The organism is Azospira sp., from assembly GCF_030247495.1.
Taxonomy (GTDB): domain Bacteria; phylum Pseudomonadota; class Gammaproteobacteria; order Burkholderiales; family Rhodocyclaceae; genus Azospira; species Azospira oryzae.
Genome location: NZ_JAOTRW010000005.1, coordinates 331,202 through 357,708, shown reverse-complemented (window position 1 = coordinate 357,708; position 26,507 = coordinate 331,202). Strand labels below are relative to the sequence as shown.

Annotated in this window: 30 protein-coding genes and 1 tRNA gene; 19 read left to right on the top strand and 12 right to left on the bottom strand. The window is 66.7% G+C overall.

Going from position 1 to position 26,507, the window contains the following annotated elements; translation table 11 throughout:
- Positions 1–34: 34 nt before the first annotated feature.
- Complete coding sequence (locus tag OEL49_RS09825) at positions 35–340, top strand: hypothetical protein (protein WP_287874562.1); 306 nt, start codon at positions 35–37, stop codon at positions 338–340.
- Between the two features lie 107 nt (positions 341–447).
- On the opposite strand, the gene OEL49_RS09820 is transcribed toward OEL49_RS09825, so the two are convergent.
- On the bottom strand, positions 448–891 hold the full coding sequence (locus OEL49_RS09820) for a c-type cytochrome (protein WP_014236042.1): 444 nt from the start codon (positions 889–891) through the stop codon (positions 448–450).
- 129 nt (positions 892–1,020) lie between these two features.
- Here OEL49_RS09820 and OEL49_RS09815 point away from each other — a divergent pair.
- Positions 1,021–1,097, top strand: a tRNA-Arg gene (locus OEL49_RS09815).
- A gap of 99 nt (positions 1,098–1,196) precedes the next feature.
- On the opposite strand, the gene OEL49_RS09810 is transcribed toward OEL49_RS09815, so the two are convergent.
- On the bottom strand, positions 1,197–1,517 hold the full coding sequence (locus OEL49_RS09810) for a hypothetical protein (protein WP_014236043.1): 321 nt from the start codon (positions 1,515–1,517) through the stop codon (positions 1,197–1,199).
- 156 nt (positions 1,518–1,673) lie between these two features.
- On the opposite strand from OEL49_RS09810, the gene OEL49_RS09805 reads away from it, so the two are divergent.
- The 3 genes from OEL49_RS09805 to nifA all read left to right on the top strand — a co-directional run bounded on the left by OEL49_RS09805 (position 1,674) and on the right by nifA (position 6,540).
- Complete coding sequence (locus OEL49_RS09805) at positions 1,674–2,753, top strand: HD domain-containing phosphohydrolase (RefSeq protein WP_014236044.1); 1,080 nt, start codon at positions 1,674–1,676, stop codon at positions 2,751–2,753.
- A gap of 139 nt (positions 2,754–2,892) precedes the next feature.
- Positions 2,893–4,713 (top strand): GGDEF domain-containing protein, encoded by a 1,821-nt coding sequence (locus OEL49_RS09800; RefSeq protein ID WP_043797762.1) that lies wholly within the window; start codon positions 2,893–2,895, stop codon positions 4,711–4,713.
- 93 nt (positions 4,714–4,806) lie between these two features.
- On the top strand, positions 4,807–6,540 hold the full coding sequence (gene nifA / locus OEL49_RS09795) for a nif-specific transcriptional activator NifA (RefSeq protein ID WP_014236046.1): 1,734 nt from the start codon (positions 4,807–4,809) through the stop codon (positions 6,538–6,540).
- A gap of 152 nt (positions 6,541–6,692) precedes the next feature.
- On the opposite strand, the gene OEL49_RS09790 is transcribed toward nifA, so the two are convergent.
- Entirely contained in the window at positions 6,693–7,121 is a 429-nt protein-coding gene (locus OEL49_RS09790) for an ArsC/Spx/MgsR family protein (RefSeq protein ID WP_014236047.1), read from the bottom strand.
- 153 nt (positions 7,122–7,274) lie between these two features.
- On the bottom strand, positions 7,275–7,844 hold the full coding sequence (locus OEL49_RS09785; RefSeq protein WP_014236048.1) for a hypothetical protein: 570 nt from the start codon (positions 7,842–7,844) through the stop codon (positions 7,275–7,277).
- 333 nt (positions 7,845–8,177) lie between these two features.
- On the opposite strand from OEL49_RS09785, the gene nifB reads away from it, so the two are divergent.
- The 6 genes from nifB to OEL49_RS09755 all read left to right on the top strand — a co-directional run bounded on the left by nifB (position 8,178) and on the right by OEL49_RS09755 (position 12,327).
- Complete coding sequence (gene nifB / locus OEL49_RS09780; RefSeq protein ID WP_287874558.1) at positions 8,178–9,701, top strand: nitrogenase cofactor biosynthesis protein NifB; 1,524 nt, start codon at positions 8,178–8,180, stop codon at positions 9,699–9,701.
- 44 nt (positions 9,702–9,745) lie between these two features.
- On the top strand, positions 9,746–9,961 hold the full coding sequence (locus OEL49_RS09775; RefSeq protein WP_014236050.1) for a 4Fe-4S binding protein: 216 nt from the start codon (positions 9,746–9,748) through the stop codon (positions 9,959–9,961).
- Between the two features lie 156 nt (positions 9,962–10,117).
- Entirely contained in the window at positions 10,118–10,534 is a 417-nt protein-coding gene (locus OEL49_RS09770) for a HesB/IscA family protein (RefSeq protein ID WP_014236051.1), read from the top strand.
- Positions 10,535–10,544: 10 nt separating this feature from the next.
- On the top strand, positions 10,545–11,039 hold the full coding sequence (gene nifT, locus OEL49_RS09765; protein WP_014236052.1) for a putative nitrogen fixation protein NifT: 495 nt from the start codon (positions 10,545–10,547) through the stop codon (positions 11,037–11,039).
- A 5-nt stretch (positions 11,040–11,044) separates the two neighbouring features.
- A complete protein-coding gene (locus OEL49_RS09760) occupies positions 11,045–11,902 on the top strand; it encodes an SIR2 family NAD-dependent protein deacylase (protein WP_130459555.1) in 858 nt (285 codons plus the stop codon).
- A 5-nt stretch (positions 11,903–11,907) separates the two neighbouring features.
- Positions 11,908–12,327, top strand: coding sequence for a hypothetical protein (locus OEL49_RS09755; protein WP_014236054.1), 420 nt, complete (start codon positions 11,908–11,910; stop codon positions 12,325–12,327).
- 40 nt (positions 12,328–12,367) lie between these two features.
- Here OEL49_RS09755 and OEL49_RS09750 read toward each other — a convergent pair whose 3' ends face one another.
- Positions 12,368–12,583 (bottom strand): DUF3820 family protein, encoded by a 216-nt coding sequence (locus tag OEL49_RS09750; RefSeq protein ID WP_014236055.1) that lies wholly within the window; start codon positions 12,581–12,583, stop codon positions 12,368–12,370.
- A complete protein-coding gene (locus OEL49_RS09745) occupies positions 12,580–13,080 on the bottom strand; it encodes a MaoC family dehydratase (RefSeq protein WP_014236056.1) in 501 nt (166 codons plus the stop codon). The genes OEL49_RS09750 and OEL49_RS09745 overlap by 4 nt, the downstream gene beginning before the upstream one ends.
- A 169-nt stretch (positions 13,081–13,249) precedes the next feature.
- Between OEL49_RS09745 and OEL49_RS09740 the strand changes: the two genes are divergently transcribed.
- Positions 13,250–14,209 carry an NAD-dependent epimerase/dehydratase family protein gene (locus tag OEL49_RS09740; RefSeq protein ID WP_014236057.1) on the top strand — a complete coding sequence of 320 codons (960 nt, stop codon included), beginning with the start codon at positions 13,250–13,252 and terminating at the stop codon, positions 14,207–14,209.
- Between the two features lie 126 nt (positions 14,210–14,335).
- Here the strand turns inward: OEL49_RS09740 and OEL49_RS09735 are convergent, their stop codons facing one another.
- The 3 genes from OEL49_RS09735 to OEL49_RS09725 form a co-directional block, all read right to left on the bottom strand.
- A complete protein-coding gene (locus OEL49_RS09735; protein ID WP_014236058.1) occupies positions 14,336–14,959 on the bottom strand; it encodes a protein phosphatase CheZ in 624 nt (207 codons plus the stop codon).
- Between the two features lie 94 nt (positions 14,960–15,053).
- On the bottom strand, positions 15,054–15,977 hold the full coding sequence (gene draG, locus OEL49_RS09730) for an ADP-ribosyl-[dinitrogen reductase] hydrolase (protein WP_287874554.1): 924 nt from the start codon (positions 15,975–15,977) through the stop codon (positions 15,054–15,056).
- 13 nt (positions 15,978–15,990) lie between these two features.
- Positions 15,991–16,842 (bottom strand): NAD(+)--dinitrogen-reductase ADP-D-ribosyltransferase, encoded by an 852-nt coding sequence (locus OEL49_RS09725; RefSeq protein WP_014236060.1) that lies wholly within the window; start codon positions 16,840–16,842, stop codon positions 15,991–15,993.
- A gap of 381 nt (positions 16,843–17,223) precedes the next feature.
- Between OEL49_RS09725 and nifH the strand changes: the two genes are divergently transcribed.
- The 4 genes from nifH (at position 17,224) to OEL49_RS09705 (ending at position 21,715) form a co-directional block, all read left to right on the top strand.
- Entirely contained in the window at positions 17,224–18,099 is an 876-nt protein-coding gene (gene nifH / locus OEL49_RS09720) for a nitrogenase iron protein (RefSeq protein WP_014236061.1), read from the top strand.
- Between the two features lie 108 nt (positions 18,100–18,207).
- Positions 18,208–19,650: a nitrogenase molybdenum-iron protein alpha chain gene (gene nifD / locus OEL49_RS09715; RefSeq protein WP_014236062.1), complete on the top strand. Its 1,443-nt coding sequence runs from the start codon at positions 18,208–18,210 to the stop codon at positions 19,648–19,650.
- 132 nt (positions 19,651–19,782) lie between these two features.
- The gene (nifK, locus tag OEL49_RS09710; protein ID WP_014236063.1) at positions 19,783–21,303 is read left to right on the top strand and encodes a nitrogenase molybdenum-iron protein subunit beta; all 1,521 of its coding nucleotides are present in this window, start codon (positions 19,783–19,785) and stop codon (positions 21,301–21,303) included.
- A 64-nt stretch (positions 21,304–21,367) separates the two neighbouring features.
- Entirely contained in the window at positions 21,368–21,715 is a 348-nt protein-coding gene (locus OEL49_RS09705; protein WP_014236064.1) for a 2Fe-2S iron-sulfur cluster-binding protein, read from the top strand.
- Between the two features lie 212 nt (positions 21,716–21,927).
- Here the strand turns inward: OEL49_RS09705 and OEL49_RS09700 are convergent, their stop codons facing one another.
- The 3 genes from OEL49_RS09700 to sigZ all read right to left on the bottom strand — a co-directional run bounded on the left by OEL49_RS09700 (position 21,928) and on the right by sigZ (position 23,892).
- Positions 21,928–22,167 carry a thioredoxin family protein gene (locus tag OEL49_RS09700; protein ID WP_287874550.1) on the bottom strand — a complete coding sequence of 80 codons (240 nt, stop codon included), beginning with the start codon at positions 22,165–22,167 and terminating at the stop codon, positions 21,928–21,930.
- Positions 22,168–22,176: 9 nt separating this feature from the next.
- Positions 22,177–23,232, bottom strand: a complete 1,056-nt coding sequence (locus OEL49_RS09695; protein WP_287874548.1) for a permease — start codon at positions 23,230–23,232, stop codon at positions 22,177–22,179.
- Positions 23,233–23,328: 96 nt separating this feature from the next.
- A complete protein-coding gene (sigZ, locus tag OEL49_RS09690) occupies positions 23,329–23,892 on the bottom strand; it encodes an RNA polymerase sigma factor SigZ (RefSeq protein ID WP_287874546.1) in 564 nt (187 codons plus the stop codon).
- Between the two features lie 140 nt (positions 23,893–24,032).
- Between sigZ and ubiU the strand changes: the two genes are divergently transcribed.
- From ubiU to ubiT, 3 genes are read left to right on the top strand one after another with little or no spacing between them, the layout of a single operon-like run.
- Positions 24,033–25,046 carry a ubiquinone anaerobic biosynthesis protein UbiU gene (gene ubiU, locus OEL49_RS09685; protein WP_130459545.1) on the top strand — a complete coding sequence of 338 codons (1,014 nt, stop codon included), beginning with the start codon at positions 24,033–24,035 and terminating at the stop codon, positions 25,044–25,046.
- A 17-nt stretch (positions 25,047–25,063) separates the two neighbouring features.
- Entirely contained in the window at positions 25,064–25,975 is a 912-nt protein-coding gene (locus OEL49_RS09680) for a U32 family peptidase (protein WP_014236069.1), read from the top strand.
- Between the two features lies 1 nt (position 25,976).
- Positions 25,977–26,474, top strand: coding sequence for a ubiquinone anaerobic biosynthesis accessory factor UbiT (ubiT, locus tag OEL49_RS09675; RefSeq protein ID WP_014236070.1), 498 nt, complete (start codon positions 25,977–25,979; stop codon positions 26,472–26,474).
- The last annotated feature ends 33 nt before the right edge of the window (positions 26,475–26,507 follow it).

The window sequence follows — 26,507 nt, the reverse complement described above, 5'->3', positions numbered from 1 at the left end:
CGGAAGGACAAGCCAAATTTCAGGAGATAGAGAAATGACCAAGAACCTCATCGCTGTTGCCCTCTTCGCTGCTTTCGGTACCGCTTTCGCCCAGGCTCCCGCCACGCCGGCCACCCCCGCTACTCCTGCGGCGCCTGCGGCGCCTGCTGCCGCACCGGCCAAGGCTGCGGTGGAAGCACCGAAGGCCGAAGTGAAGGCGGAAGTGAAGGCCGAGGCCAAGCCGGCCGTGAAGCACGGCCACAAGAAGGTGGAGAAGAAGGCCGAGCAGGCCGGCGAGAAGGCTGAAAAGGCCGAGGCCGCCAAGCCCGAAGTAAAGCCTGCCGAACCCGCCAAGAAGTAAGGTTTACGCGGCCAACCCGAAGGCCGCTGCAGCATGAAAAAAGGGCGCCGGATCTTGCGATCCGGCGCCCTTTTTTGCGGGACCGGAAAGCTCCGGTCCGTCGCGGCTTACTTGGACAGGCCGACCAGGTAATCCACCACCTTCTTGAAGTCGTCGTCGCTCAGGCTGGAACCGCCCTTGGGAGGCATGGCGCCCTTGCCGCCGATGGCGTTCTTGTACAGGGTGTCCTTGCCCGCGGCGATGCGGGGAGCCCAGGCAGCCTTGTCGCCGGCCTTGGGAGCGCCGGCAGCGCCGGAAGCGTGACAGGCGGCGCAGACGCCGTTGTAGGTGGCCTTGGGATCGACGGGGCCGGCGGGAGCGGCGGCGCTGGCCACCTGCAGGGCCACCTTGGCCACGGGAGCGATGCGGGCATCGGCGTCTTCGGCGCTGGCGCCGCCGGCGGTGCCCTTGCCCAGCTTGGACAGGGGAACGAGGGCCACCATGAGGACGATCGCAATCGCGATCGACCAGTACATGATGGACTTGCTGGAGTGGTTTTGTTGGTCAGCCATGGGGAAAATTCCTTTTATTTCATGCCGGGGGGAGGGTGCGAGGGGCGAATTATATCCGCAAAGTCAGAGTGATCCCAAGGGCGGGCATGGACGCCCGGGGAAAAACCGGGTATTCTTGCCGTCCCTTTTGCGCCCGTAGCTCAGCTGGATAGAGTACTGCCCTCCGAAGGCAGGGGTCGTGCGTTCGAATCGCGCCGGGCGCGCCAAGTTTCAGAAAATGGACACCTCCGGGTGTCCATTTTCATTTCCGCCGTCCCTTTTCCCTTCCGTCCTGTTTCCGCTCCCGGCATTTCCCGCGGCCGGCCCTATTGCCCGTCCTCCAGGCCGCTGGCGGCGAGGAAGCGCTGCCGGGCGGCTTCCAGCTGGCCCTGGGCCTGGGGCGGCACCAGCTGGCGGCATTCGGCGTAGAAGCGGGACCAGGCCTGGCCCAGGGCGGCCCGGTCCGCCGCCGGCGCCGCGGCGGCAGGGGTGCCGGCAACGGCGCCGTCGGCGGCCTGCAGCACCATGTAGCGGGGCACCACCCGGGTTTCGCCGCCTTCGCCGCGGGCCATCATGGGGCCGGTCTTGACGTAGGTCTGGCCTTCCAGGACGAAACGTCCGCCGAGGGGAATGTCGTTGATCTTCATGGTCGTTCTCCGGGTGCTGCCGGGCAGGTTGGGGAGCCGGCCGGGCGGCCGGGCAACGGGCCGCATTCTAGTCCGCCGGGCGGCCACCGCAAGGGCTGGTTTGGCCGCATCAAAGGCGTATGATGAACTAAGCCATAAGTAATAGGCCAAGCCATCATGACACTCTGCGAACCCCTCCCGTCCCTGGGGGAGCCCGTTGCCAGGCCGCCATTCGAGGAAGCCGGAGCCCGCTTCCGGCCCATCATGGACGCCATGACCGCCCATATCGCCCTGCTCGACGGAGCGGGCACCATCGTGGCGGTGAACGAGGCCTGGAAACGCTTCGCCGACAGCAACTGCGGCCGTTCCCCCGGCTACGGCCTGGGCCTCAACTACCTGCAACTGCTCGACGGCATGCAGGGCTGCCAGCCCTGTGCCCGGTGCAGTGCCGAAGAGATGGAACTGGCCCGCCGCATTGCCGGCGGCATCCGGGCCGTGCTCAAGGGGCGGTCGCCCAAGTTCCAGATCGAGTATCCCTGCCACTCGCCCACGGAGCGGCGCTGGTTCCTGCTCACCGTTTCCCCTTTCCCCGACGATGGCGGCCCGATCCGGGCCGTGGTGGCCCACGAGGATTTGACGCCCCTGCGCGCCGCCCAGGAAGCGGCCCTGCACCACAGCGCCCAGCTGGCGGCCTCCTTCAGCCGGACGGTGGATGCCATCGCCCTGGCCATCGAGAAGCGGGACGCCTACACCGCCGGCCACCAGAACCAGGTGGCGACCCTGTGCGAGGCCATCGCCCGCCGCCTGGAGCTTGATGAAGAGCAGCGCCAGGGGCTGCAGCTGGGCGCCCGTATCCACGACATCGGCAAGATATCCGTCCCCCTCGACATTCTCGGCAAGCCGGGGAAGCTGTCGCCGCCGGAACTGGAAATCATCCGCTACCACCCCCAGGTGGGTTACGAAATCCTGTGCGGCATCGATTTTCCCTGGCCAATCGCCGACATGGTGCACCAGCACCACGAACGGGTGGACGGCAGCGGCTATCCCCAGGGGCTGGCGGGCGAGGACATCTGCCTGGAAGCCCGCATCATCGCCGTGGCCGACGTCTTCGACGCCATCATTTCCCACCGCCCCTACCGGGCCGCCCGTTCCCGGGAAGAGGGGCTGCGGGAGCTGGCCCTGGGCCGCGGCAGCCGTTTCGATGCCCGGGTGGTGGATGCCCTGCTGGCCCACCTGGCGGAGGCGGAGGGCGCCTGACCACCGTGCTGCCATGACCCTCCCGCGCTGCGGCCGGCGTACAATGCCAAACGCCTAGAACCGGGAACAACCCGGCGGGATCAAGGGAGGTGGGATCGTGGTGGCAGGAGCGTACCCCGGCCGGGAGGTGCCCGGACATGTGCCCTGGTGGCAGCGCATTTCCGTGCGCATCGGCGTCGGCGCCATGCTGGTGCTGGTGGCGGCCCTGGTGGTGGTGGGTTGGCTGGTGACCCGGCAGGAGGAGCGCCTCTACGGCGAACAGCACACGGCCCACGCCCACAAGATTTCCAGCTTGGTGGCCGAGGGCCTGGTGCGGCGCATGCTGGCCGGCGGCGGTGCCGCGGCCTGGGACGGCGTCACCCGGGAAGCTTCCACCTACATCGAGACGGCCGGCGTCGGCCGCATTTCCGTGCTGGCCCGCAACGGCAGCGTCAAGGCCAGTACTGACCCGTCCCTGCGCGGCGGCAGCATCGAGGTGGCCGGCAACCCGGCCTGCCCCGGCTGCGACGGCATGGTGCCCGAACAGTTTCCCGTCACCCGGGCCGTGGTGGATGCGGCGGGCCAGCACTGGCTGCGGGTGGTCAGCGCTGTGCCGGCCCGGCCCGAATGCAAGGGCTGCCACCAGGACCCGGGGGAAAAGCTGCGGGGCCTGGTGCTGGTGGATTTCGACCTGACTCCCCTCAATCAGGCTGCCGCCGAGCGGCGCCGCGGCCTGCTGCTGATCGGCCTGGCCTGCGGCCTGGTGTCCCTGGTGCTGATCTACTGGTTATTCCGCCGCTCCGTGCTGGAGCCGGTGGAGGTGCTGGTGGATACGGCCGGGCGCCTGGCCGGCGGCGACCTGCAGGCCCGGGCGCCGGTGGCCGAACGGGGCGAACTGGGCCATCTGGCGGCCCATTTCAACCACATGGTGGACCGCATCGAGGACCAGGTGGCCCGTCTTGAATCCTCCAACCTGGAGTCGGGCCTGCTGTACACCCTGGTGGTGGAGGTCTCCCGCAACATGGAAATGTCGGCGGTGGCCTCCACCGTGGTGCGGGTCCTGGAACAGAAGCTGGCGCCGGCCTTCGTCGCCTTCTTCGCCGAATCGGCCGACGGCACCTGGGTCTGCGCCAGTGACCGCAGCGATGCCCTGTTCACCGGCGAAGGCGCCCTGGCGCCGGCCCTGCTGGGCCAGGAGCTCCTGGCCCGGGAGGCCCTGGACGGCTTTCCCCTGTCCATGGCCCAGGCGGCGGTGGCCAGCCTGGAACTGCAACTGGGCGTGGGCGGCGGCGCCCTGCATTTCGCCGTGCCCCTGGGCAGCGGCGGCCGCCTTTCCGGCCTCCTGGTGTGCAGTATGGAAGGGGCTTCCCGGGTCCAGGCCGACGAGGAACTGCTGGCCAACCTGGGCGGCCACCTGACCCTGGCGGTGGAAAACTCGCGCAACTACACCGGCGCCGTCACCGATCCCCTGACCCGCTGCCGCAACCGCCGCTACGGCCTGGCCCGGCTCGACGAGGCGGCCTACGCCTCGCGCCGCCACGAGATCGAACTGGCGGTGGCCATGCTCGACATCGACCACTTCAAGCGCATCAACGACAGCCACGGCCACCCGGCGGGGGACCAGGTGCTGCGGGAGACGGCGCGGCGCCTGATGGACACCATCCGCAAGGCCGACGTGCCGATCCGCTACGGCGGCGAGGAATTCCTGGTGATCCTGCCCCAGACCCGGGAGGAGGACCTGGCGGCCGTGGGCGAGCGCCTGCGGGCGGCCGTCGGCGCGGCGCCGGTGCGGGTGGTGCTGCCCGGCAACGTGGTGCTGGAGATTGCGGTCAGCGTCAGCGTCGGCCTGGCCAGCTATCGGGGCGAGGGGGACGAGGCCGATGCCCTCATCGCCCGGGCCGACCAGGCCCTGTACCGGGCCAAGGCGGGCGGCCGCAACCGGGTGGAGGTGGTGGGCGGCGGCGACGGGGGCCAAGCGTGAATTAGGTCACGATCGTGGCATGGAACCTGCTCTGATTCAGGCACAAGAAAAAGAGTTCGCGGGGGAGGCAGAAGAACTCTTCAGGAGCTGGTTATGACGGCAACAAAACTGGATCGGGATGCTGACCTGGAACTGGTCACCATCTATGAGATCAGCAAGATTCTCACCTCCTCGCTGGACTTCCAGAAGTCGGTGCGGGAGGCGCTCAACGTCATGCTGACCCACCTCCACATGAGGCATGCCATGGTCAGCATGGTGCAGGGCGAAGGAAAACTGCACGTACTTGGTGCAGCCGGGGTGCCTTTTGCCGTCCAGGAAGACATCATCCTCGACGCCGAAAGCGGCATCGTCGGCCAGGTGCTCAAGCACGGCAGCCCCATGGTGGTGCCCGACATCACCGCCGACCCGGTCTTCATCAACCGTACCGGCCGGGACCTGTCCCAGTGCGCCGGGGTGGCCCTCATCGCCGTGCCGGTGAAGATCGGCCGCGAGGTGGTGGGCGTGCTCAGCGTGGACCGGCCTCCCGGCGCCTCCAAGCCCGCCAGCTTCGACCGGGACGTGCGCCTGCTGTCCCTGGTGGCCAGCCTGGTGGGCCAGACCTTCAAGCTGCACCAGGCCATTGCCGCCGAGCGGGCCCAGCTGATGCTGGAGACCCACCGCCTGCAGAAGCAGTTGCAGGGCAAGTACGACGTGGAAAACGTCATCGGCCGCTCCAAGCGCATGAAGGAGGTGTTCGCCGACGTGCACCAGGCGGCACCGGGCAACTCCACCATCCTCCTGCGGGGCGAGTCGGGCACCGGCAAGGAGGCCATCGCCCACGCCATCCATTATCTGTCGCCCCGTTCCAAGGGCCCCTTCGTCAAGGTGAACTGTGCCGCCCTGCCGGAGACCCTGCTCGAATCCGAACTCTTCGGCCACGAGAAGGGCGCTTTCACCGGCGCCACTGCCGAGCGCAAGGGCCGCTTCGAGATGGCCGACGGCGGCACCCTGTTCCTGGACGAGATCGGCGACATTTCCTCCTCCTTCCAGGCCAAGCTGCTGCGCGTCCTGCAGGAGCACGAGTTCGAGCGGGTCGGCGGCAACAAGACCCACAAGGCCAACTTCCGCCTGGTGGCCGCCACCAACCGCAACCTGGAGGAAATGGTGCAGAAGGGCGACTTCCGCGCCGACCTCTATTTCCGCCTCAATGTGGTGGCCATCCTGCTGCCGCCCCTGCGGGAGCGCAAGGAGGATATCCCCCTGCTGGTGGACTTCTTCCTTTCCCGCTTCAACCGGGAGAACAACCGCAAGCTGACCATCACGCCCGGTGCGGTGGAGATCCTGCAGCACTGCAACTGGCCGGGCAACGTGCGGGAGCTGGAGAACTGCATCGAGCGGGCCGCCACCATGACCCGGGGCGCCCTCATCCGGGAGTCGGACATGCGCTGCCAGAAGGGCCAGTGCTTCTCCTCCGTGCTGCTCGAATCCTCCGCCTCCCGGGCCTGCCATCCGGTGATGGACATGCCGGGCACCCATCCCGGCGGCCACACCACCTTCCCGGCCCGGGAGCCGATCCAGCCCCAATCCCAGCCGGTTCACTTCCGCGACCCCATTCCGGTGGTGGCGGCGCCGGCCCGGCCGGCCATGCCTGCGGCGGCACCGCCCGACTACGGCGACGACGACCTGGCCGAAGGCAGCGACGCCTTCGTCTCGGAACGGGAACGGCTGATCGAGGCCATGGAACGTTGCGGCTGGGTCCAGGCCAAGGCGGCCCGGCTGCTCAACCTGACGCCGCGGCAGATCGGCTACGCCCTGAAGAAATTCAATATCGAGGTGAAGCGCCTGTAGCTTCCGGCGTACCCCGTCCATAGCGATCGGTGCGCCAGGTCGGCCGGGTGGTTCGCCACCCCGGGCCGGGTCGTTGGCGGAATTCGGGCGGGGCGCGGGGTAGGGTGCGGCTCATCCGGGAGATGCCCGGAGGGTCTTATGGGACGGCGATTCTAGGCCGTGGGCGGCGGACAGGGCCGGTGCTCTTCGCCCTTGGGGCAGCCCTCGCCGACATCCTTATCCCCTGCGCCTTCCAGGCCGATCCATTGGGCGATGGCCGTCGTATCGAAACCCACCCTTCGTTCATCCCCCACCTGCAACAGGGGGCGGCGGATCAGCAGGGGCTCGGCCAGCAGCAGGGCCAGGGCAGCATCCCGGCCCAGGGTTTCGGGCTGCACTTCACCATTCTTGAGGCGGGGAGCGGCCCGGTTGAACCACTCGCTCACCGGCAGGGGCTCGAGGAAGGCCAGCAAGGTGGCTGCCGTCCATGGCTCGCCCAGCAGGTCGCGCACCGTCAGGGTGTGGCCGGCGGCCTGGAGCAGGGCCCGCTGCCGGGCATTGCCGCCGCAGCCGGGCTTTTCGTAGAAGATGACGTGGGCCATGGCCGTTGCCGTCGGGAAGCGTCAAAAAGGGATACGCCACTCCCGGCCGGAAGGCCGGCCCTGGCTTGCACCCGTGGCTGGGAACGGCCGCCGGCGGGAGCGACGTAAGCAAAAGGTCCGCGCCCCGGGGGCAGGGTGCGGACCGAGGAGAGATCAGACGGGGCGGTTCTCGGCCACCTTCACCGGACCCATTTCGGCCAGGGCCTGGGCGTAGGGGATCACCGGCAGCTTGCCGTTGTACTTGGCCGCCGCATCCACCACCGCGTCCACCTTGGCTTCGGCGGAGGCCTTCTTCAGGTCGCTGCGTTCCAGGTAGAGCAGGTCCAGCAGTTCATTCCACACCGTGGCTTCGTCCAGGGGATACACGTTCCAGCTGACACCGCCCACTTCCACGGCGTACTTCTTGGAGAAGTCCACGTTGCCGGCGAAGAGGAAGTACTTCCCGGCGGGCACCAGGGAATCGCCCATCATGGCGACGATGTGGTCCAGGTGGGCGAGGGAGTCCACGTGGGCGGCGAAGAACACCAGCTGTTCGCCTTCGGCGGCCAGGATCACCTGGTCGGCCTTGGTGATGGGGGGACGGGCTTCGCCGGCGACGCTTTCCGGGAATTCCAGGCCCAGTTCGCCGCGGAAGCCGAAGCGCCCGGCCTTGCCCGTGGGGCCGCTGATGAGGGGGGAGAGCAGTTTGCCGGAGAGTTTGGAGAGTACGGCGTTTTGGGTCATGGCAGCCTCAAGGGATAAGTAGGTTGGATTGAATGACGCCACTACCAATGCGAGAACTGTGCCAGTGCTGGTCATGCCTTGGAGATGGCCTATCCATGCGGGTTTCGGCGGCACGACGAGGGGCGCTCGGTGGTCCGGACCATTGTCGGCTTCGATACAGGGGCGTCGTGTCCGCGACAAAGGGTAAAAGCCGACACCGGTTTCCCAAGTGACTGTTTACTAGCAATAAAAACGGAAATCCCGGACCTGGCACATGGGTTGCTCTAGGGGTGTTGCAGGGCCTGCAGTCAAGGGCCCCGAGACAACGAGCCCCAACCCCGACAGGAGCGGACCATGCAGAACCCGAGCGCCCAAACTGGCATGAGCGGCATGAGTGGAACGGCGGCAGGAGCCCCGGCTTCCCGCCGCATCATCCCCATCGCTTCCGCCCACAGCGGCGCCGCGTCCGCCGGTGGCTGCAGCTCCTCCAGCTGCGGCTCCGGCGAAGGTCCGGCCGACATGCCCGCCCACATCTGGGAGAAGGTGAAGGACCATCCCTGCTACAGCAGCGAGGCCCACCACCACTTCGCCCGCATGCACGTGGCCGTGGCCCCGGCCTGCAACATCCAGTGCAACTACTGCAACCGCAAGTACGACTGTGCCAACGAATCCCGCCCCGGCGTGGTGAGCGAGAAGCTGACCCCGGAAATGGCGGGCAAGAAGGTGCTGGCGGTGGCCGCCGAGATTCCCCAGCTTTCCGTGGTCGGCATCGCCGGCCCGGGCGACGCCCTGGCCAATCCGGCCAAGACCTTCAAGACCTTCGAACTGATCCAGCAGAGCGCGCCGGACATCAAGCTCTGTCTCTCCACCAACGGCCTGGCCCTGCCGGACCACGTGGAGACCATCAAGAAGTTCAACGTGGACCACGTCACCATCACCATCAACATGGTGGACCCGGAAGTGGGCCAGCACATCTACCCCTGGATCTTCCACAACCACAAGCGCTACCACGGCCTGGAAGCGGCGAAGATCCTGCACGAGCGGCAGATGCTGGGCCTGGAGATGCTCACCGCCGCCGGCATCCTGGTGAAGGTGAACTCGGTGCTGATCCCGGGCATCAACGACCATCACCTGAAGGAAGTGAACAAGGTGGTGAAGGCCAAGGGCGCCTTCCTGCACAACATCATGCCGCTCATTTCCGACCCGGCCCACGGCACCCACTTCGGCCTCACCGGCCAGCGCGGCCCCACCGCCGCCGAACTGAAGGCCCTGCAGGACGAGTGCGAGGGCGACATGAAGCTGATGCGCCACTGCCGCCAGTGCCGCGCCGACGCCGTCGGCATGCTGGGGGAGGACCGCAGCCAGGAATTCACCAGCGACAAGCTGGACGCCATCGGTACCACCTACGACCCCACCGCCCGCCAGGCCTACCGGGACTTCGTCGAGAAGGAGCGGGCCGATCAGCGTGCCGCCGAAGCGGAGAAGAAGGCCGGCCTGGCCGGCGCTTCGGAGAAGGCCCTGGTGGCCGTGGCCACCAAGGGCGGCGGCCGCATCAACCAGCACTTCGGCCACGCCAGCGAGTTCCAGGTGTACGAAGTCTCCGCCGCCGGCGCCAAGTTCGTCGGCCATCGCAAGGTGGAGCACTACTGCGCCGGCGGCTACGAGGAAGAGGAGGCCATGCCCTCCATCCTCGACGCCCTCCAGGACTGCGCCGCCGTGCTGGTGGCCAAGATCGGCCACTGCCCCATGAAGGAACTGCAGGCCGCGGGTATCGAGCCGGTGCAGGACTACGCCCACGAATACATCGAAGCCTCGGCCCTGGCCTGGTTCCAGCAGCGTCTGGAGCGGCGCCAGGGCGCCACCAGCCTGGTCGCCTGAGGCCATCCAACCCATCCGTCACCCCCTAAGACAAGGAGCCCATCATGGCCTACAAGATCAACGCCTCCGCCTGTACCGCCTGCGGTGCCTGCGAACAGGAATGTCCCAACGACGCCATCTACGAGAAGAACGGCCTCTTCGCCATCAAGGCCGACGGCTGCACCGAGTGCATTGGTCATTACGACGATCCCCAGTGCATCGCCGCCTGCCCGGCCGACTGCATCGTCGTGGACAAGAGCGTGCCGCGCTACCAGGCCTGAAGGCAGCCACAGAGGACACAGAGAACACAGAGGGAAAATCCCTGGGCGCTGTGCCCGAAGGTCAGGCCGGCAGCGCGGGAAGTTGTCGACGTTGCTCTGTGTTCTCTGTGCCCTCTGTGGCTAAACAAAAAAACCCCAACCCCCGGAGGTAAGGATATGTGCGTCAACATCACGCCCCGCGCCGCCAAGTACATGCGCCAGATGGTGCGTTTCGGCGAAGGCTCGGCGTCCGCCGGTTTCCGCCTCTCGGTCAAGCCCGGCGGCTGTTCCGGCTTCGATTCCAGCTTCACCGTGGCCGAGACGCCGACGCCCGGCGACACGGTGATCGAGCAGAACGGGGCCCTCCTGTTCCTCACCGCCGAGAGCTGCAGCCTGCTGCACGGCTACACCATCGACTTCAAGGAAAGCCCCTCGTCCTCCGGCCTCTCCTTCACCAACCCCAACGGCCCCCACGTCTGCGGCTGCGGGGCCGGTGACGGTGCCGCCGCGGGCGGCGTCGGCGTGGTCACCTTCATGAAGCGGGACCAGGCGCCCCAGGGTGCCATGGCTGGCTGCTCCAGCCACAAGGGCTGAGGCCGGGATCATGTCGGCCCGGGACAGCGATGTGGTGGAACTGGATGGCCCGCCCCAGTTCCATTTCGGCGAGAAAGTCGTCGCCCGGAAGTATGTGAAGAACGACGGCACCTATCCCCTCAGGGAAATCGGCGAGGTGCTGGTACACAAGGGGGACGTGGGCTACGTCACCAGTATCGGCACCTTTCTGCAGCAGTTTTACATCTACGGCGTGGACTTCGTGGACCGGGGCTGCCTGGTCGGCATGAAGGGACGCGAAATCGAATCTTTAGACCAAGTGGGAGAGGGCAACATGAAAATCACCTTGCGCAAGGACAAGAACGGCAACCTGTCGGTCTACGTCCCCAAGAAGGACCTGGAGCAGGACGTGGTGTTCACCGAGAAGGCCACCCTGTGGGGCGGCCAGATCACCCTGGGCAACGGCTGGAAGCTGCAGCTGCCGGAGATGGCGGTGGACACCCCCATGCCCATCACCATCGAAGCCGCCAAGCTGAGCGAGGAGTGAAGACCATGGGCGCCGACAGCACCGACGGTCTGCTCGCCACCGTTGCCGACGGTCTTGGCAGCGGCGCCCTGATTCCCTACCTGGGGGCCGAGGCGGTGCTGCTGGCACCGGCCAACGCCGCCCTGCCCCTGGCGCCGGAGGCTCTCGCCGCCTTCCTCTCCAAGCGGGCCACGGTGCCTTCGCGCATCCGCCGCAACCCCACGGCCACGGCCCAGTACATCGAGAACTTCCGCCATCGCAAGACCCTGCGCAAGCTGATGCTGGAGGCCTTCGCCACCCCGGCCGAAGTGCCCGCCTTCTACCGCCTGCTGGCCCGCCTGGCGCCGCCCATGGTGGTGGACACGGGCTATGACACGGCCCTCGCCGGCGCCTTCGCCGGCAACAGTGATTGGGCCCAGATCCAGGGTGTCAGCCGGGCCGAGGTGCGGGAAGGCTGGTATCTCTGCTACGACGCCGCCGGCGCCCCCCTCCCCGAGGCCGGGGCGGCGGCCTGCCGCACCCTGGTGTACAAGCCCCTGGGCGGGGTGCAGCCGGCGGGCAACTTCATCATCTCCGATTCCGACTTCGTCGAAGTGCTGACGGAGATCGACATCCAGACCCCCATCCCCGAGGCGGTGAAAAGCCGCCGCGCCAGCCGGGGCTTCGTCTTCTTCGGCTGCCGCTTCCGCGACCAGCTGACCCGCACCTACGCGCGCCAGGTGATGAAGCGCTCCGCCGGCCCCCACTTCGCCGTGCTGCCGGCGGCGGAGCTGACCCGCAACGAACTGCGCTTCATCGCCGAGCAGGGCATCACGGTCATCGACCGGCCCCTGGCCGAAGTGGCGGCGGCCCTGGAGGCCGCCCTGGACTGCGCGGTGGCCTGAGTCCCATGCTGCTGGTGCGCTACCGCCTCGGCGGCCGGCCCTCCCTGTGCGGCCTGACCCTGGCGGCGCCGCCGGAGGGGGAGGGCATCCTGGCCATCCTGCACGAACTGCCGGAGAACCCGGGCGTCTCCATTTCCGTCGCCATCGACCGGGTCATCGCCGCCGCCCTGACCCAGCATCCAGCCCTCCTGGCCGCCGCCCCCTTCCATCGCATCCGCTGGATCGAGCGCTACTACGGCATTGAGGACGGCATCCCGGAAATGCTGGCGGAGACCGTGGCCGACATCAGCCCCGGTCCCGACGGCTGGCAGGTGCGGCCGAAGGACTGCCTGCCCGTGGGCAGCCAGCTGCTGCGCCACATCCGGCGCGAACTGGCGCGCCTGGGCGACGACGCCGAGACGGCGGGCTGCTTCAACATCCATTGAAAAGAAAAGGGCCCCGCCGGGGCCCTGTGTTGTGGCGCTGCTAGCGCCCCTGGCGCAGGGGCTGGAGCAGATGGGAGAGGCCGTTGTGGTCGATCTCCTGCATCAGGGCCAGCAGCCGGCCGATCTCGCCGGGGGGAAAGCCCTCCCGTGCGAACCAGTTGAGGTAGTTGCCCGGCAGGTCGGCGATGAGCGTGCCCTTGTGCTTGCCGAAGGGCATCTCCCGGGTCACCAGCAGTTGCAGGTCCTCCGGCTTCACGCGCCGGCCCGCTTGAGCAGGTGCATGACGATGAAGCTCAGCACCGCCTCGCCGCGCTGATTGGCCGCCACGTACTTGAGGCGGGCGATGCCCCGGTCCGGCTTGGAGGAAGAGGGCTTTACCTCCAGCACCTCGATTTCCGTATGCAGGGTATCGCCGGGCCGCACCGGCGCCAGCCAGCGCAGCTCGTCGATGCCCGGGGAGCCGATGCTCGAGCGGCTGAAGATGCCGCTCTGGATGAACAGGCGGAAAGCCAGGGCCAGGCTCTGGAAACCGCTGGCGATGAGCCCGCCGTAGGGCGATTCCGCGGCGGCGTTCACATCCAGATGGAAGGGCTGGGGATCGTAGCGCCAGGCGAAGTCGATGATCTCCGCTTCGGTGAGAGTGATGCCTGGCGTGGTGAAGCGCTGGCCGGGGGCTAGGTCGTCGAGAAAGAGGGGCGACATGGACGGAGCGGACGGGATGGGGAAGGGCAAAGATACAAAAAAATCCTCCATTTGTCCTTCCTTCCGGCCATCGCCGGCCCAGTCGCCAGGGGACCGACGGGCCGCCCTCCGGCAGCTCTCCGGGCCGGCACGGGAGTGCCCGGGCGACCTCAGGGCGGCTCCGTCTTGTATGCTTGCGCCTGATCAGCATTTCGCCCCTCTTCTGGAAAGGACCCTTCCCTTGGAAGTTTGCATCACCGGCGGCTCCGGTTTCATCGGCAAACGCCTGACAGCAGCCCTGCTGGCCCGGGGTGACCAGGTTCGCTCCCTGACCCGCAAGAGCGTCGGGGTGACCGGCGCCCCCCAGGGCCTCAGCTTTCACGCCGGGGACCTGACCGATCCCCAGGTGGCGCTGGGTGGATTCCTGGCCGGGGCCCGGGTGCTGTTCCACTGCGCCGGCGAAATCAACGACACAGCCCGGATGCGGCCCCTCCATGTGGATGGCACGGCCCGTCTCCTGGCAGCCGCCAGGCAGCAGTTTGCCGCCGGCGGCCAGCCCCTGCACTGGGTGCAACTGAGCAGCGTCGGCGCCTACGGGCCCGACCGCCGGCCGGACCGGCATCAGCCCCGCATCGTGGACGAGGAAACGGCGCCGGCGCCGGTGGGCGAATACGAAGTCACCAAGACCGAGGCCGACCAGCTGGTGCTGGATGCCGCCCGGGAAGGCTACATCACCTGCACCCTGCTGCGTCCGGCCAACGTCTTCGGCGCCGACATGCCGAACCAGTCCCTCCGCTCCATGATCGCCTTCATCCGCAAGGGCCTGTTTTTCTACATCGGCCCGGACGACGTGGTGGCCACCTACATCCATGTGGATGACGTGGTGGAGACGCTGCTGGCCTGCGGCTGCGATCCCCGGGCCCGGGGCCATGTCTTCAATCTCTCCAACGATTGCGCCTACGGCGATCTGGTCAATGCCATCGCCGATGCCGCAGGGGTCCGCCGTCCCCGCCTGCGCCTCAATGAAACCCTGGTGCGGCGCATTGTCGCCCTGGCCAGCCCCTTCCTGCGCCTGCCCCTGACGCCGGAGCGCATCGACGCCATGCGGGTGCGCACCCGCTATCCCGTCACCAAGCTCCAGTCCGTCCTGGGCCTGGCACCCCGGCGGGAGGTGTGCGATGCCATCCGGGAACTGCTGTGAAAGCACCCATTTATCAGGAGTACTCGCCCCAGCGGTGGCGATATGAAAAAGGCTGCCCTCGGGCAGCCTTTTTTCTTGGGTCGGCCGGCGAATCATTCCCGGTCGGCATGGTGGAGCCTCCCCGTTCTAGAACCCCAGGCTCTCGAGGAAGTTGTCCACTTCCGACTGGGAGCCGAAGGCCTGTTTCTGGTTCTTGTCCGAATCCATGGCGGGGCCGTTGAGGAGGCCGTCCTTGGGCTGCTTGCCTTCGCCGGGGGCGGTGCGGGCGAGCAGGGTGAGGAGCTGGCTTTCCATGTCCTGGGCCAGGTCCACGATTTTCTTGATGACCTGGCCGGTGAGGTCCTGGAATTCCTGGGCCAGGATGATTTCGGTGAGCTGGGCCTTGTTGGCGGCGGCCTCGGCGTCGCTCTGCTGCAGGTAGGCCCGGGTGCGGGCCAGGGTTTCCTGGTAGTCCCGGGAATCCTTGCGCTTGTCGGCCACCCGCTCCCAGTCGGCGAGGAGCTGGCGGGCGCCTTCCTGGGCCCGGTCCTGGGTGGGACTGATGCTGTCCACGGCGTTGAGCACGCGGGAGACGGCCTGTTCGGTCATGGAGAGCACGTAGTTGAGCCGCTCCCGGGCGTCGGGAATGGCGTCCACGGTGCGTTCCAGGGCCTTGTCGTGGCCCAGGGCCTGCAGGGTTTCGTGCAGGTCCCGGGTCATCTTGCCGATTTGTTCGAAAACCTGGTGCTGATCGCTGGAGCCGGTGGTCATGGGAAATGCCCTTGGGGGTTGCGCCGTAAGAGACGTAACCATAGCGCATATGGCGCCGGCTGCCGACCCCCGGGAGGGGTGCCCGGGGAATGGCTCAGGGGGCGGCGCGGCGCTGGGACAGGGCCAGCAGGCCCGTTGCCTGGGCTTCCACGGCCATGCGGGCGTGCCGGTCCAGGCGCCGCAGCCAGCGGAAGGGAATGGCGGCTTCGCCGTAGTGGGCGCCGGCGAGCATGGCGGCCAGGGCGCCGTTGGTGTCCGCGTCGCCTCCCAGGTTCACCGTCTTCACCAGGCAGGCCTCGAAGCTGTCGGTGCTGAAGAAGGCGTGGCAGACGGTTTGCAGGGTATCCACTACATAGCCGGTGGCCCGCTTGGGGTAGGGATCGAAGCGGAAGTTGCGGTGGCCGGCCACCAGGGCGTCGGCCAGCTGCCGCGCCCGCTCCTTGCCTTCGCCCCGCAGCAGGGCCCGGGTCATGCAGCCCAGGGTCAGGGTGGCCACGTCGGAGAGGGGATGGTTGTGGGTCAGGTGGGCCTGTTCCAGGCTCCAGCGGGCGAAGGCGTCGTCGTCCCCCAGGGTGGCGATGACCACCGGCAGGTTGCGCATGACGGCGCCGTTGCCGGCGTCGCCGTCGCTGTAGGGGGATTCCAGGGTGCCCTTGTGCATGTAGCGGACGATGCCGCGGCGGCAGGTGTTGCCCACGTCGATGGGCTTGGTTTTCAGCCAGGCGAGGAAGTGTTCGGCGACGCAGGTGAGGTTCCATTCCGGGTGTTCCAGGATGGCGTCGCCCAGGGCCAGGCTCATCTGGGTGTCGTCGGTGATCTGGCCGGGTTTCAGGCGCAGCCAGCCGCCGCCGGTGATGTGTTCATGCACGCCGTACTGGGCGGCGATTTCGCCGGGGGTGAGGAATTCCACCGTGGCGCCGAGGGCGTCGCCGATGGCAAAGCCCAGGTAGGCGGCCCGCACCCGGTCGAGCAGGGAGCCGGGCGGGGCGGGGGGATGGCGGGGCTGGGTGAGGAACACGGCGCAGGCTCCTTCAGTAGTAGCTCATCTGCACCCGGTAATCGCCGCCGATCACCAGGTATTCGCCTTCGCCCTTGAGCACGGGGCCGGGCAGGAGGCCGTTGAAGAAGAGAATCTTCACCAGGGGCACCTGCACTTCCAGGATGGTGTCGCCGAACTGGTCGGCCACCTCCCGGTCGTCGGTGAAGGAGATCAGGTTGTTCTGCCGCACGATGGCCTCCCGCCGCGACAGGGTGCTGACCACGTGGTGTTCGGAGAGGTCGTTAACGCCCCGGTAGAGGGTCAGGTGGCGGCGGCTGGGAAAGATGTAGCGGGCCAGCATCCACTGGCAGTACTCGTAGAGCAGGTCCAGCTGCAGCTGGATGGAGTTGTTGTGGAAGCGGGCGCACATCTTCTCTTCCACATAGGTCATCCAGGCCCGGGAGGGATAGCGGCCAAGGGGCTCCTTGTGGAAGGTGGGCAACAGGCCGAAGCGGCTTTCCACCCAGCCCTTGAGCACCGCCCCTTCCGGGTTGTTGGCATCGAAACCCCAGCCCTGCAGCAGGCGCCGGTAGCTGGAGCGGAACAGGCGGGGGCCGGGCCGCGCTGTGCCGTCGTCCCGGGGCCGTCGCTCCGGCCCCTCGTTCACCCCGAACACGGCCGCCATGTATTTCTGGAAGGCGTCCATGGCCTCCTCGGCGCAGGTGGAATCCTCCAGCATGCGGAAGAGGGCCGGGCTGGTCTCCCGCACGCCGCTGATGTGCAGGCGCAGGGGGTGCTCGTTGAAGGCGGGGCTGGCGAGGAGGCCCGAGGGCACGCCCACCAGGTTGGTGCTGTGGCCGGGGGGCGGCGGGGCGAGGGGGACGGTGGGCAGGTCGGGCTTCATGCCCGGCACATAAGCAACATCTATTCCCCGTTCTGGCGCACCCGGCCGGCGAGGGCGGCGGCCTGGGCGATGCCCGGCCGGGGAGGCAGGAGGGACGGACCTCCCGGCCGTGGGGTGGCGGCGAGGTCCATCCGGCGCGCCTCCTGGCTCGGTCCGCTTTGGGGGCGTCGTCCGGGGCCGGGGAATGCGGTCTTTACGACAGGGGCGGGGGCCTTTGTCGTGTTCGCAACATGGCCGCGAGGGCCCGGTACAAAACACATTTTCCAGTCGTATCAAGGCATTGCGGCGCAAACGAGGACCTGGCACGGCCCTTGCCATAGTAGGTCAAGCCTGGCACCGCCGGGATTGATTTTGTGACTTCAACCATCGAGGGGAAATGAAATGAGTGCATTGCGTCAAATCGCCTTCTACGGCAAGGGTGGCATCGGCAAATCCACCACCTCCCAAAACACCCTGGCGGCCCTGGCTGAAATGGGCCAAAAGATCCTCATCGTCGGCTGCGACCCGAAGGCCGACTCCACCCGTCTGATCCTGCACGCCAAGGCCCAGGACACCGTGCTCTCCCTGGCTGCCGACGCCGGCTCCGTGGAAGACCTGGAACTGGAAGACGTGCTGAAGGTGGGTTACCGCGACATCCGCTGCGTTGAGTCCGGCGGTCCGGAACCCGGCGTCGGCTGCGCCGGCCGCGGCGTTATCACCGCCATCAACTTCCTCGAAGAGAACGGCGCCTACGACGGCGTGGACTACGTTTCCTACGACGTGCTGGGCGACGTGGTGTGTGGCGGCTTCGCCATGCCCATCCGCGAGAACAAGGCCCAGGAAATCTACATCGTCATGTCCGGCGAAATGATGGCCATGTACGCCGCCAACAACATCTCCAAGGGCATCCTGAAGTACGCCAATGCCGGCGGCGTGCGTCTGGGCGGTCTGATCTGCAACGAGCGTAAGACCGACAAGGAATACGAGCTGGCCGACGCCCTGGCCAAGAAGCTCGGCACCAAGCTGATCCACTTCGTCCCCCGCGACAACGTGGTGCAGCACGCCGAACTGCGCCGCATGACCGTGCTGGAGTACGACCCCGAGTCCAAGCAGGCCGGCGAATACCGCGCCCTGGCCCAGAAGGTCCATGCCAATGCCGGCAACGGCGTGATCCCCACCCCCATCTCCATGGACGAGCTGGAAGACCTGCTGCTCGAGTTCGGCATCATGAGCAAGGAAGACGAGTCCATCGTCGGCAAGTCCAAGTCCGCCGCTTGAAGACTACGAGCCACAGGGGGCGCAGAGGTCACGGAGCAACTGTGACGCCCGAAAAAACTCTGTGCTCTCTGTGATCTCTGTGGCTAACGCAATATTTAGGAGAATCACATGAGTGCGGTACTCGACGACAAAACGCGCAACCAGGCGCTGATCCAGGAGGTGCTCGAAGCCTACCCGGAGAAGGCCGCCAAGAAGCGCGCCAAGCACCTCAACGTGTACGAAGAGGGCAAGCCCGACTGCGGCGTGAAGTCCAACATCAAGTCCCTGCCCGGCGTCATGACCATCCGCGGTTGTGCCTATGCCGGCTCCAAGGGCGTGGTGTGGGGCCCGATCAAGGACATGGTGCACATCTCCCACGGTCCCGTGGGCTGCGGCCAGTACTCCTGGGGCACCCGTCGCAACTACGCCTCCGGCACCGTCGGCGTGGACAACTTCACCGTCCTGCAGGTCACCTCCGACTTCCAGGAGAAGGACATCGTCTTCGGCGGCGACAAGAAGCTGGACAAGGTGATCGACGAGATCACGGAAATCTTCCCCCTGGCCCGCGGCATCTCCATCCAGTCCGAATGTCCCATCGGCCTCATCGGTGACGACATCGAGGCCGTGGCCAAGAAGAAGACCAAGGAAATCTCCAAGACCATCGTGCCGGTGCGTTGCGAAGGCTTCCGCGGCGTCTCCCAGTCCCTGGGCCACCACATCGCCAACGACATGGTGCGCGACTGGGTCCTGGACAAGGCCGACAACAAGGGCTTCGAATCCACCCCCTACGACGTCACCATCATCGGCGACTACAACATCGGCGGCGACGCCTGGTCCTCCCGCATCCTGCTGGAAGAGATGGGCCTGCGCGTGATCGCCCAGTGGTCCGGCGACGGCACCCTGGCGGAAATGGAAAAGACCCCCAAGGCCAAGCTCAACCTGCTGCACTGCTACCGTTCCATGAACTACATCAGCCGGCACATGGAAGAGAAGTACGGCATTCCCTGGGTCGAGTACAACTTCTTCGGCCCCTCCAAGATCGCTGCCTCCCTGCGGGAAATCGCTTCCCACTTCGACGACACGATCAAGGAAAACGCCGAGAAGGTCATCGCCAAGTACCAGGCCATGGTGGACGGCATCATCGCCAAGTACAAGCCGCGCCTGACGGGCAAGAAGGTCATGCTGTACGTGGGCGGCCTGCGTCCCCGTCACGTGGTCGGCGCCTATGAGGACCTGGGCATGGAAGTGGTCGGTGCCGGTTACGAATTCGCCCACGGCGACGACTACCAGCGCACCACCCACTACGTCAAAGACGGCACCCTGATCTACGACGACGTGACCGGCTTCGAGTTCGAGAAGTTCGCCGAAAAGATCCGTCCCGACCTGGTGGGTTCCGGCGTCAAGGAAAAGTACATCTTCCAGAAGATGGGCATCCCCTTCCGCCAGATGCACTCCTGGGACTACTCCGGCCCGTATCACGGCTACGACGGCTTCGCCATCTTCGCCCGCGACATGGACATGGCCATCAACAGCCCGGTCTGGAGCATGACCAAGGCCCCCTGGAAGAAGTAAGCCCAGGCCGCCTGCAAGTACGAAGTCCGTCTCCCATGCCTGCTGCCGGTCGGCAGAGGGTTAGGGGAGCCGGAAACTTGAAGCGCTGTCGGTGCGGGGATGACCGCCCGGCGCGTAAAAAGGAGATTCAAAATGCCGCAATCCGCTGAGAAAGTGCTCGACCACAACGAGCTGTTCAAACAGCCCGAATACCAGGACCTGATGGCCCGCAAGAAGCAGTTCGAGGACTGCGCTTCCGCCGACAAGGTCAAGGAAGTCGAGGCCTTCACCAAGTCCTGGGAATACCGGGAAATCAACTTCAAGCGCGAAGCCCTGACCGTCAATCCGGCCAAGGCCTGCCAGCCCCTGGGCGCAGTCCTCTGCGCCTCCGGCTTCGAAGGCACCCTGCCCTATGTGCATGGTTCCCAAGGCTGCGTCGCCTACTTCCGTTCCCACCTGAACCGTCACTTCAAGGAGCCTTCCTCCTGCGTTTCCGACTCCATGACGGAAGACGCGGCCGTGTTCGGCGGCCTGAACAACATGATCGACGGCCTGGCAAACGCCCACGCGCTGTACAAGCCGAAGATGATCGCCGTCTCCACCACCTGCATGGCCGAGGTGATCGGCGACGACCTGGACGGCTTCATCAAGAACGCCAAGCAGAAGGGCTCCATTCCGGAAGACTTCCGCGTGCCCTTCGCCCACACCCCGTCCTTCGTCGGCAGCCACATCACCGGCTACGACAACATGCTCAAGGGCGTGCTGACCAACCTGTGGGCCGGCCAGGAACGCAAGGAAGGCGCCGCCATCAACGTGAACGGCGGCTTCGACGGCTACTGCGTCGGCAACAACCGGGAAATCAAGCGCCTGCTGGGCCTGATGGGTGTGGATTTCACCGTCCTCTCCGATCCCTCCGACGTCTTCGATACCCCGGCCGACGGCGAATTCCGTATGTACGACGGCGGCACCAAGATCGACGACGGCATTGCCGCCGTCAATGCCAAGGCCACCTTCCTGCTGCAGGGCTTCTCCACGGCCAAGACCGGCGAGTTCATCAAGGAAAAGGGCCAGGAAGTCGTCGCCTTCCACAACCCGGTGGGCGTCACCGCCACCGATGCCTTCCTCATGGAAGTCTCCCGCGTCACCGGCAAGGCCATCCCGGCCGAGCTGGAAAAGGAACGGGGCCGTCTGGTGGACGCCATCGCCGACTCCCAGGCCTATCTGCACGGCAAGAGCTTCTCCCTGTTCGGCGACCCCGACATGGTCTACGGCCTGGTCAGCTTCCTCCTGGAAGTCGGCGCCGAGCCCAAGCACATCGTGGTCACCAATTCCACCAAGGACTTCGAGACCAAGCTCGGCGCCCTGCTGGAAGCCAGCCCCTTCGGCAAGGAAGCCAAGATCTACGCCGGCAAGGACCTGTGGCACATGCGTTCCCTGCTCGCCACCGAGCCTTCCGACTTCCTCATCGGCTCCTCCTACGGCAAGTTCCTGGAGCGTGACACGGGCGTGCCCCTGATCCGGATCGGCTTCCCGATCTTCGACCGGCACCACCACCATCGCTTCCCCATCTGGGGTTACCAGGGCGGCCTCAACGTGCTCGTGAAGATCCTCGACAAGATCTTCGACGTGCTCGACAAGGATCCGAAGGGCACCAGTTTCGACGTCGTGCGGTGACGATCTGCCCGCCCGTCCATCAGGTCTTCGATGGCGGGCGGGATTTTTTTACAGGAGTGATTCAATGCCGAACGTGACGTTTTCCTCCCCCAAGCAGAAGAAGGACGTGACCGTGTATGCCGTGGCCGGCAACCGTTCCACCATCCTCGGCCTGGCCAAGGAACACAAGATCCCCGTGGATTTCGAGTGCCAGGACGGCAACTGCGGCTCCTGCGCCGTGGAAGTGCTGCACCTGGGCAACAAGCAGCCCATGGCCGCCCACCTGACGGAAAAGGAAAAGACCGCCCTGGTGCTGGCCGGCAAGGTCAAGCAGGCCGAGCTGGACGAACTGGTGGTGAAGGACCTGGCCCCGGGCTGGCGCCTGGCCTGCCAGTACATGCTGCTGGACGAGGACATCGCGGTCAAATTCTGAGCGCCGGTCTGCCGACTCTCCCGTGCGACGGGGAGCGAAGGCGGGTCGTGACAGCAAAGCTTGCACGGTTTCGTCGCACCGGTACGGGGGTGTAACTCTCCCAGCTTCCGTACCTCCCCAACAGAGAAACAATCAAAAGAGAAAACCGGCCCGGGGCGACCCGGAGCCGGTTTTTCATTGGTACGCCGCCGGCACCTGGCGGACCGGAAATATCAGGATTCCTGCAGCAGCCGGTCGATCGTCTCCGCCTCCGGCAGGCTGCCGCTGTGGACCACCCGGCCCTCGATGACCAGGGCCGGTGTCGCCATGACGCCGTAGCCGATGATGCGGGCCATGTCCTCGACCTTTTCCAGATTGATGGCGGTGCCGGTCCGCACGGCCGCCTGTTCCACCATGGCCGCCAGGGTCTTGCATTTGGCACAGCCCGTGCCCAGGACTTTCACTTCTTTCATCATGCTTCCTTATAGAACGGCGTTGAAGACGTAACCGACGAGGAGGATGCCCAGGGCCACCACGCCGGCGAAAGTGGCGATCAGGCGGGGCTTGAGGGCCTTGCGCAGAATGATCATCTCCGGCGCCGAAAGGGCGATGACGCTCATCATGAAGGCCAGGACCGTGCCCAGGGCCGCGCCCTTGCCGATGAGGGCCTCCACCACCGGGATGATGCCGGCCGCGTTGGTGTACATGGGCACGCCGAGCACGACTGCCGCCGGCACCGCCCACCACACGTCCTTGCCCATGAAGGAGGCCATGAAGTCCTCCGGCACGTAGCCGTGGATGCCCGCGCCCAGGGCGATGCCGGCCACCACGTAGGGCCACACCTTGGCGACGATGTCCCGCACATGGTCCAGGCCGGTGCGGCCCCGCTGCACCCAGCTCATGCCGCCGCCGGCAAAGCTGGCGGGGGCGCCCGCCTGGATCGCCCGCACCCAGTCTTCCAGGTGGGCCTCCATCTTCAGGTGGCCGATCACCAGTCCGGCCAGGATGGCGACCAGCAGCCCCAGTCCCAGGTAGAGCAGGGCCACCTGCCAGCCGAACATGCCGAAGAGCAGGGCCAGGGCCACCTCGTTGATCATGGGGGCGGCGATGAGGAACGAAAAGGTCACTCCCAGGGGCACGCCCGCCGAGAGGAAGCCGATGAAAAAGGGCACGGCGGAGCAGGAGCAGAAGGGCGTGACGATGCCCAGGCAGGCCGCCAGGACGTTGCCCACCCCGGTGCGCCTGCCGGAGAGCAGGGCGCGGGTGCGCTCCGGTGCGAAGAAGGTCTGGATCACGCCCATCAGGAAGACGATGCCGGTCAGCAGCAGCAGGACCTTGGGCGTGTCATAGACGAAGAAGTGCAGGGCTTCGCCCAGGGCCGTCTGACGGCTCTGTCCCAGGGCGGCAACGACGAAATCGGCCATGGCCGTCAGATTGCCGTAGAGCCAGAACCAAAGTCCGGCGGCTGCCGCCGTGCCGCATAGCCAGCGCCATCCCAGGCCCCTTGCCGGGGCCGCCGTGTTCATTTCCACATTCATCTTCACTCCTGTTCGCGAAAGGCGGTGTTGGCCCCGGCCGTGGCCGGCAACGGGGCATCTCGCACAGAAGACGAAGCAGGGGCAAAAAGGATGCAGCTAATCCCGGGGAAGGAGGGGCGGCCGGGGCACGAAGCAGCAGACCTGGCCTTCGCCGTCGAAACGCACCTGGCAGGCCTGCACCAGGCGGGCCCGCAGCCGGCGGCGGGCCCTTTGCACGCGGGACTTGGCCGCGGCCAGGGAGAGTCCCTGGCGCTGGGCGAACTCCTGCTGGCTCAGGCCTTCGATGTCGCACAGGCGGATGGCCTCCCGGTCGGCCTCCGCCAGTTCGCCGAGAACCCGGGGCAGGCAGTCGGCCAGCCTGTCCACCGGGGGGACTTCGGGGCTCTCGGCGGCGGGCCAGTCTTCGTCCAGGGGCAATTGCTGCCGCTGCAGGCGGAAGCGGTCGATCAGCAGGTTGCGGGCCACCTGGAACAGCCAGGCCCGGGGATTTTCCACTCCGCACAGGGCATCGGGTTGCCGCAGCGCCCGCAGGAAAACCTCCTGGAGCAGGTCCCGGGCCTCCTCCCGGTCGGGCAGGCGGGCGGCGATGAACCGCATCAGTTCCGCCTCATGGGCTTTCCAGGCTGCATCGACGCACTTCATGGGATTCATTCGGGGCATGGGGAGCGCATCAGCTTACACGTTTGCCCCGGCCCGGCTGCAGTCCGCCGGGCGCTCCCTGCCCCCTGTTTGACCGAAATCAAGGGGTTGCGCGGGGGCGGGGCTATACTCCCGGCTTCCCCGGATTCTCCATTTTTGCCATGTCGAACAATCCCTTGCCCGAACTGGTCTGCCCCGCCGGCAGCCTGCCGGCGCTCAAAGCCGCCGTCGATAACGGCGCCGACACCGTCTACCTGGGCTTCAAGAACGACACCAACGCCCGCAACTTCGCCGGCCTCAATTTCGACGAGAAGACCATGGCCGAAGGGCTGCATTACGCCCAGAGCCGCGGCAAGGAAGTGCTGCTGGCCCTCAACACCTATGCCCAGCCCGGCCGCGTGCAGGCCTGGCGGGAGGCGGTGGACGTGGCCGCCGGCCTCGGCGTGGACGCCCTGATCCTGGCCGACGTGGGCCTGCTGGCCTACGCCCGGGAGAAATACCCGGACCTCAACCTGCACCTCTCCGTGCAGGGTTCCGCCACCAATTACGAGGCGGTCAATTTCTGCCACAAGGAATTCGGCATCCGCCGCGCCGTGCTGCCCCGGGTGCTGACCCTGGCCCAGGTGGAGCACGTCATCAAGAACACCCCGGTGGAGATCGAGGTGTTCGGCTTCGGCAGCCTCTGCGTCATGAACGAGGGCCGCTGCTGGCTTTCTTCCTACGCCTGCGGCGAATCCCCCAACACCGTCGGCGCCTGTTCCCCGGCCAAGTACGTGCGCTGGGAAAAGAATCCGGGCCGCATGGACGCCCGCCTCAACGGCATCCTCATCGACAGCTACGGCGACCAGGAAAACGCCGGCTACCCGACCCTGTGCAAGGGCCGCTTCGAAGTCCAGGGCGAGACCTACTACGCCCTGGAGGAACCCACCTCCCTCAACGTCCTCTCGGTGCTGCCGGAGATCGTCAAGATCGGCGTCCGCGCCATCAAGGTCGAAGGCCGCCAGCGCAGCCCCGCCTACGTCACCCAGGTCACCCGCACCCTGCGTGCCGCCCTGGACAGCCTCAAGGACGGCAACGACCGCTACAGCGTCAAGCCTTCCTGGCAGGCCGAACTGACCAAGGTTTCCGAGGGCCACCAGGCCACCCTGGGCGCCTACAACCGGCCCTGGCGCTGAGAGAGGAAAGCACGAACATGACCATGAAACTCTCCCTCGGCCCCCTGCTGTGGTTCTGGCCCAAGCAGGAAGTGATGAATTTCTACGCCTCCATGCTGGAGACGCCCCTGGACCGCATCTACCTGGGCGAAGTGGTGTGCTCCCGCCGCCAGCAGCTGCGCACCAGCGACTGGATCGGCCTGGCCAGGGACCTGGCCGAATCGGGCAAGGAGGTGGTGATCTCGGCCCAGGCCCTGCTGGAATCGGAAAGCGACCTGAAGGCCCTGCGCCGTCTGGTGGAGGAGGGCAACTGCTCCCTCGAGGCCAACGACCTGGGCGCCGTCAGCCTGGCTCGGGAAAAGCAGCTGCCCTTCGTCTGCGGCCCCCACCTCAACATCTACAACGAATCGGCCCTGGCCTACTTCGCCGGCCTCGGCGCCAAGCGCTGGGTGCCGCCCCTGGAGGCGACCCGGGAACTGGTGCAGACCCTGCACCAGGCGCGTCCGGCAGGCATGGAGACGGAGGTCTTCGCCTTCGGCAAGATTCCCCTGGCCTTCTCCGCCCGCTGCTTCACCGCCCGGCACTACAACCTGAACAAGGACGACTGCCAGTTCAAGTGCCTGGACCACAGCGAGGGCCTGACCCTGCTGACCCGGGAAAAGCAGCCCTTCCTGGTCATCAACGGCATCCAGACCATGTCGGCCCAGACCTACAGCCTGCTGCACCTGATGCCCGAACTGTCGCAGATGGGCATCGACGCCGTGCGCATCAGCCCCCAACCGGCGCATACTGCCGCCATCGTCGCCGCCTTCGAGCGCGCCCGCCGCGGCGAAGAGGTGGCGGAACAGCCCCAGTGGGCCGAGCACGGCCTGTGCGACGGCTACTGGTTCGGCCGCGCCGGCATCGATCTGGCAGCGGCGGCCACCACCGAACTGCATGCAGGAGCCTGACATGAGCCACTTCACCATTCCCACCTTCAAGCTGCCCGAGTTCGTCGCCAAGATCGGTGCCCGCCTGCCCCAGTGGCCCCACGCCCTGGCCCTGGTCTCCGGCCTCAACACCGCGGCCAAGCTGAAGCTGTTGCCGGAAGACAGCCTGCAGAGCCTGGCGGGCAAGACCTTCCTGGTGGCGGTGAACGACACCGGCGGCGAAGCCCGCTTCACCTACGCCAACGGCTGGTTCCGTCCCGTCTTCGGCGCCGCCGGCGAGCCCGACCTGACCTTCCGCGCCGACCTCTCCGCCTACCTGCAGCTGGTCAGCCGCCAGGAGGACCCGGACACCCTGTTCTTCAATCGCCAGCTCTCCATCGAAGGCGACACCGAACTGGGCCTGGTGGTGAAGAACATGCTCGACGCCATCGAGTGGCCCCCCAGCGTCGGCCGCATTCCCGGCCTGGAGCGCCTCTCCGCCCTGGTTGCCGGCCTGCCCCGTCCCGGCCGCACGGCCTGAGTCCCCAGCACGCTCCGGGGTAAACCCGGGCTT

What these genes read in the sequence shown, in the direction of transcription:
- OEL49_RS09825 (WP_287874562.1), top strand. Translation starts at nt 35, where the DNA reads ATGACCAAGAACCTCATCGCTGTTGCCCTCTTCGCTGCTTTCGGTACC.
- OEL49_RS09820 (WP_014236042.1), bottom strand. Translation starts at nt 891, where the DNA reads ATGGCTGACCAACAAAACCACTCCAGCAAGTCCATCATGTACTGGTCG.
- OEL49_RS09810 (WP_014236043.1), bottom strand. Translation starts at nt 1,517, where the DNA reads ATGAAGATCAACGACATTCCCCTCGGCGGACGTTTCGTCCTGGAAGGC.
- OEL49_RS09805 (WP_014236044.1), top strand. Translation starts at nt 1,674, where the DNA reads ATGACACTCTGCGAACCCCTCCCGTCCCTGGGGGAGCCCGTTGCCAGG.
- nifA (WP_014236046.1), top strand. Translation starts at nt 4,807, where the DNA reads ATGACGGCAACAAAACTGGATCGGGATGCTGACCTGGAACTGGTCACC.
- OEL49_RS09790 (WP_014236047.1), bottom strand. Translation starts at nt 7,121, where the DNA reads ATGGCCCACGTCATCTTCTACGAAAAGCCCGGCTGCGGCGGCAATGCC.
- OEL49_RS09785 (WP_014236048.1), bottom strand. Translation starts at nt 7,844, where the DNA reads ATGACCCAAAACGCCGTACTCTCCAAACTCTCCGGCAAACTGCTCTCC.
- nifB (WP_287874558.1), top strand. Translation starts at nt 8,178, where the DNA reads ATGCAGAACCCGAGCGCCCAAACTGGCATGAGCGGCATGAGTGGAACG.
- OEL49_RS09775 (WP_014236050.1), top strand. Translation starts at nt 9,746, where the DNA reads ATGGCCTACAAGATCAACGCCTCCGCCTGTACCGCCTGCGGTGCCTGC.
- OEL49_RS09770 (WP_014236051.1), top strand. Translation starts at nt 10,118, where the DNA reads ATGTGCGTCAACATCACGCCCCGCGCCGCCAAGTACATGCGCCAGATG.
- nifT (WP_014236052.1), top strand. Translation starts at nt 10,545, where the DNA reads ATGTCGGCCCGGGACAGCGATGTGGTGGAACTGGATGGCCCGCCCCAG.
- OEL49_RS09760 (WP_130459555.1), top strand. Translation starts at nt 11,045, where the DNA reads ATGGGCGCCGACAGCACCGACGGTCTGCTCGCCACCGTTGCCGACGGT.
- OEL49_RS09755 (WP_014236054.1), top strand. Translation starts at nt 11,908, where the DNA reads ATGCTGCTGGTGCGCTACCGCCTCGGCGGCCGGCCCTCCCTGTGCGGC.
- OEL49_RS09745 (WP_014236056.1), bottom strand. Translation starts at nt 13,080, where the DNA reads ATGGAGGATTTTTTTGTATCTTTGCCCTTCCCCATCCCGTCCGCTCCG.
- OEL49_RS09735 (WP_014236058.1), bottom strand. Translation starts at nt 14,959, where the DNA reads ATGACCACCGGCTCCAGCGATCAGCACCAGGTTTTCGAACAAATCGGC.
- OEL49_RS09725 (WP_014236060.1), bottom strand. Translation starts at nt 16,842, where the DNA reads ATGAAGCCCGACCTGCCCACCGTCCCCCTCGCCCCGCCGCCCCCCGGC.
- nifH (WP_014236061.1), top strand. Translation starts at nt 17,224, where the DNA reads ATGAGTGCATTGCGTCAAATCGCCTTCTACGGCAAGGGTGGCATCGGC.
- nifD (WP_014236062.1), top strand. Translation starts at nt 18,208, where the DNA reads ATGAGTGCGGTACTCGACGACAAAACGCGCAACCAGGCGCTGATCCAG.
- nifK (WP_014236063.1), top strand. Translation starts at nt 19,783, where the DNA reads ATGCCGCAATCCGCTGAGAAAGTGCTCGACCACAACGAGCTGTTCAAA.
- OEL49_RS09705 (WP_014236064.1), top strand. Translation starts at nt 21,368, where the DNA reads ATGCCGAACGTGACGTTTTCCTCCCCCAAGCAGAAGAAGGACGTGACC.
- OEL49_RS09700 (WP_287874550.1), bottom strand. Translation starts at nt 22,167, where the DNA reads ATGAAAGAAGTGAAAGTCCTGGGCACGGGCTGTGCCAAATGCAAGACC.
- OEL49_RS09695 (WP_287874548.1), bottom strand. Translation starts at nt 23,232, where the DNA reads ATGAATGTGGAAATGAACACGGCGGCCCCGGCAAGGGGCCTGGGATGG.
- sigZ (WP_287874546.1), bottom strand. Translation starts at nt 23,892, where the DNA reads ATGCCCCGAATGAATCCCATGAAGTGCGTCGATGCAGCCTGGAAAGCC.
- ubiU (WP_130459545.1), top strand. Translation starts at nt 24,033, where the DNA reads ATGTCGAACAATCCCTTGCCCGAACTGGTCTGCCCCGCCGGCAGCCTG.
- OEL49_RS09680 (WP_014236069.1), top strand. Translation starts at nt 25,064, where the DNA reads ATGACCATGAAACTCTCCCTCGGCCCCCTGCTGTGGTTCTGGCCCAAG.
- ubiT (WP_014236070.1), top strand. Translation starts at nt 25,977, where the DNA reads ATGAGCCACTTCACCATTCCCACCTTCAAGCTGCCCGAGTTCGTCGCC.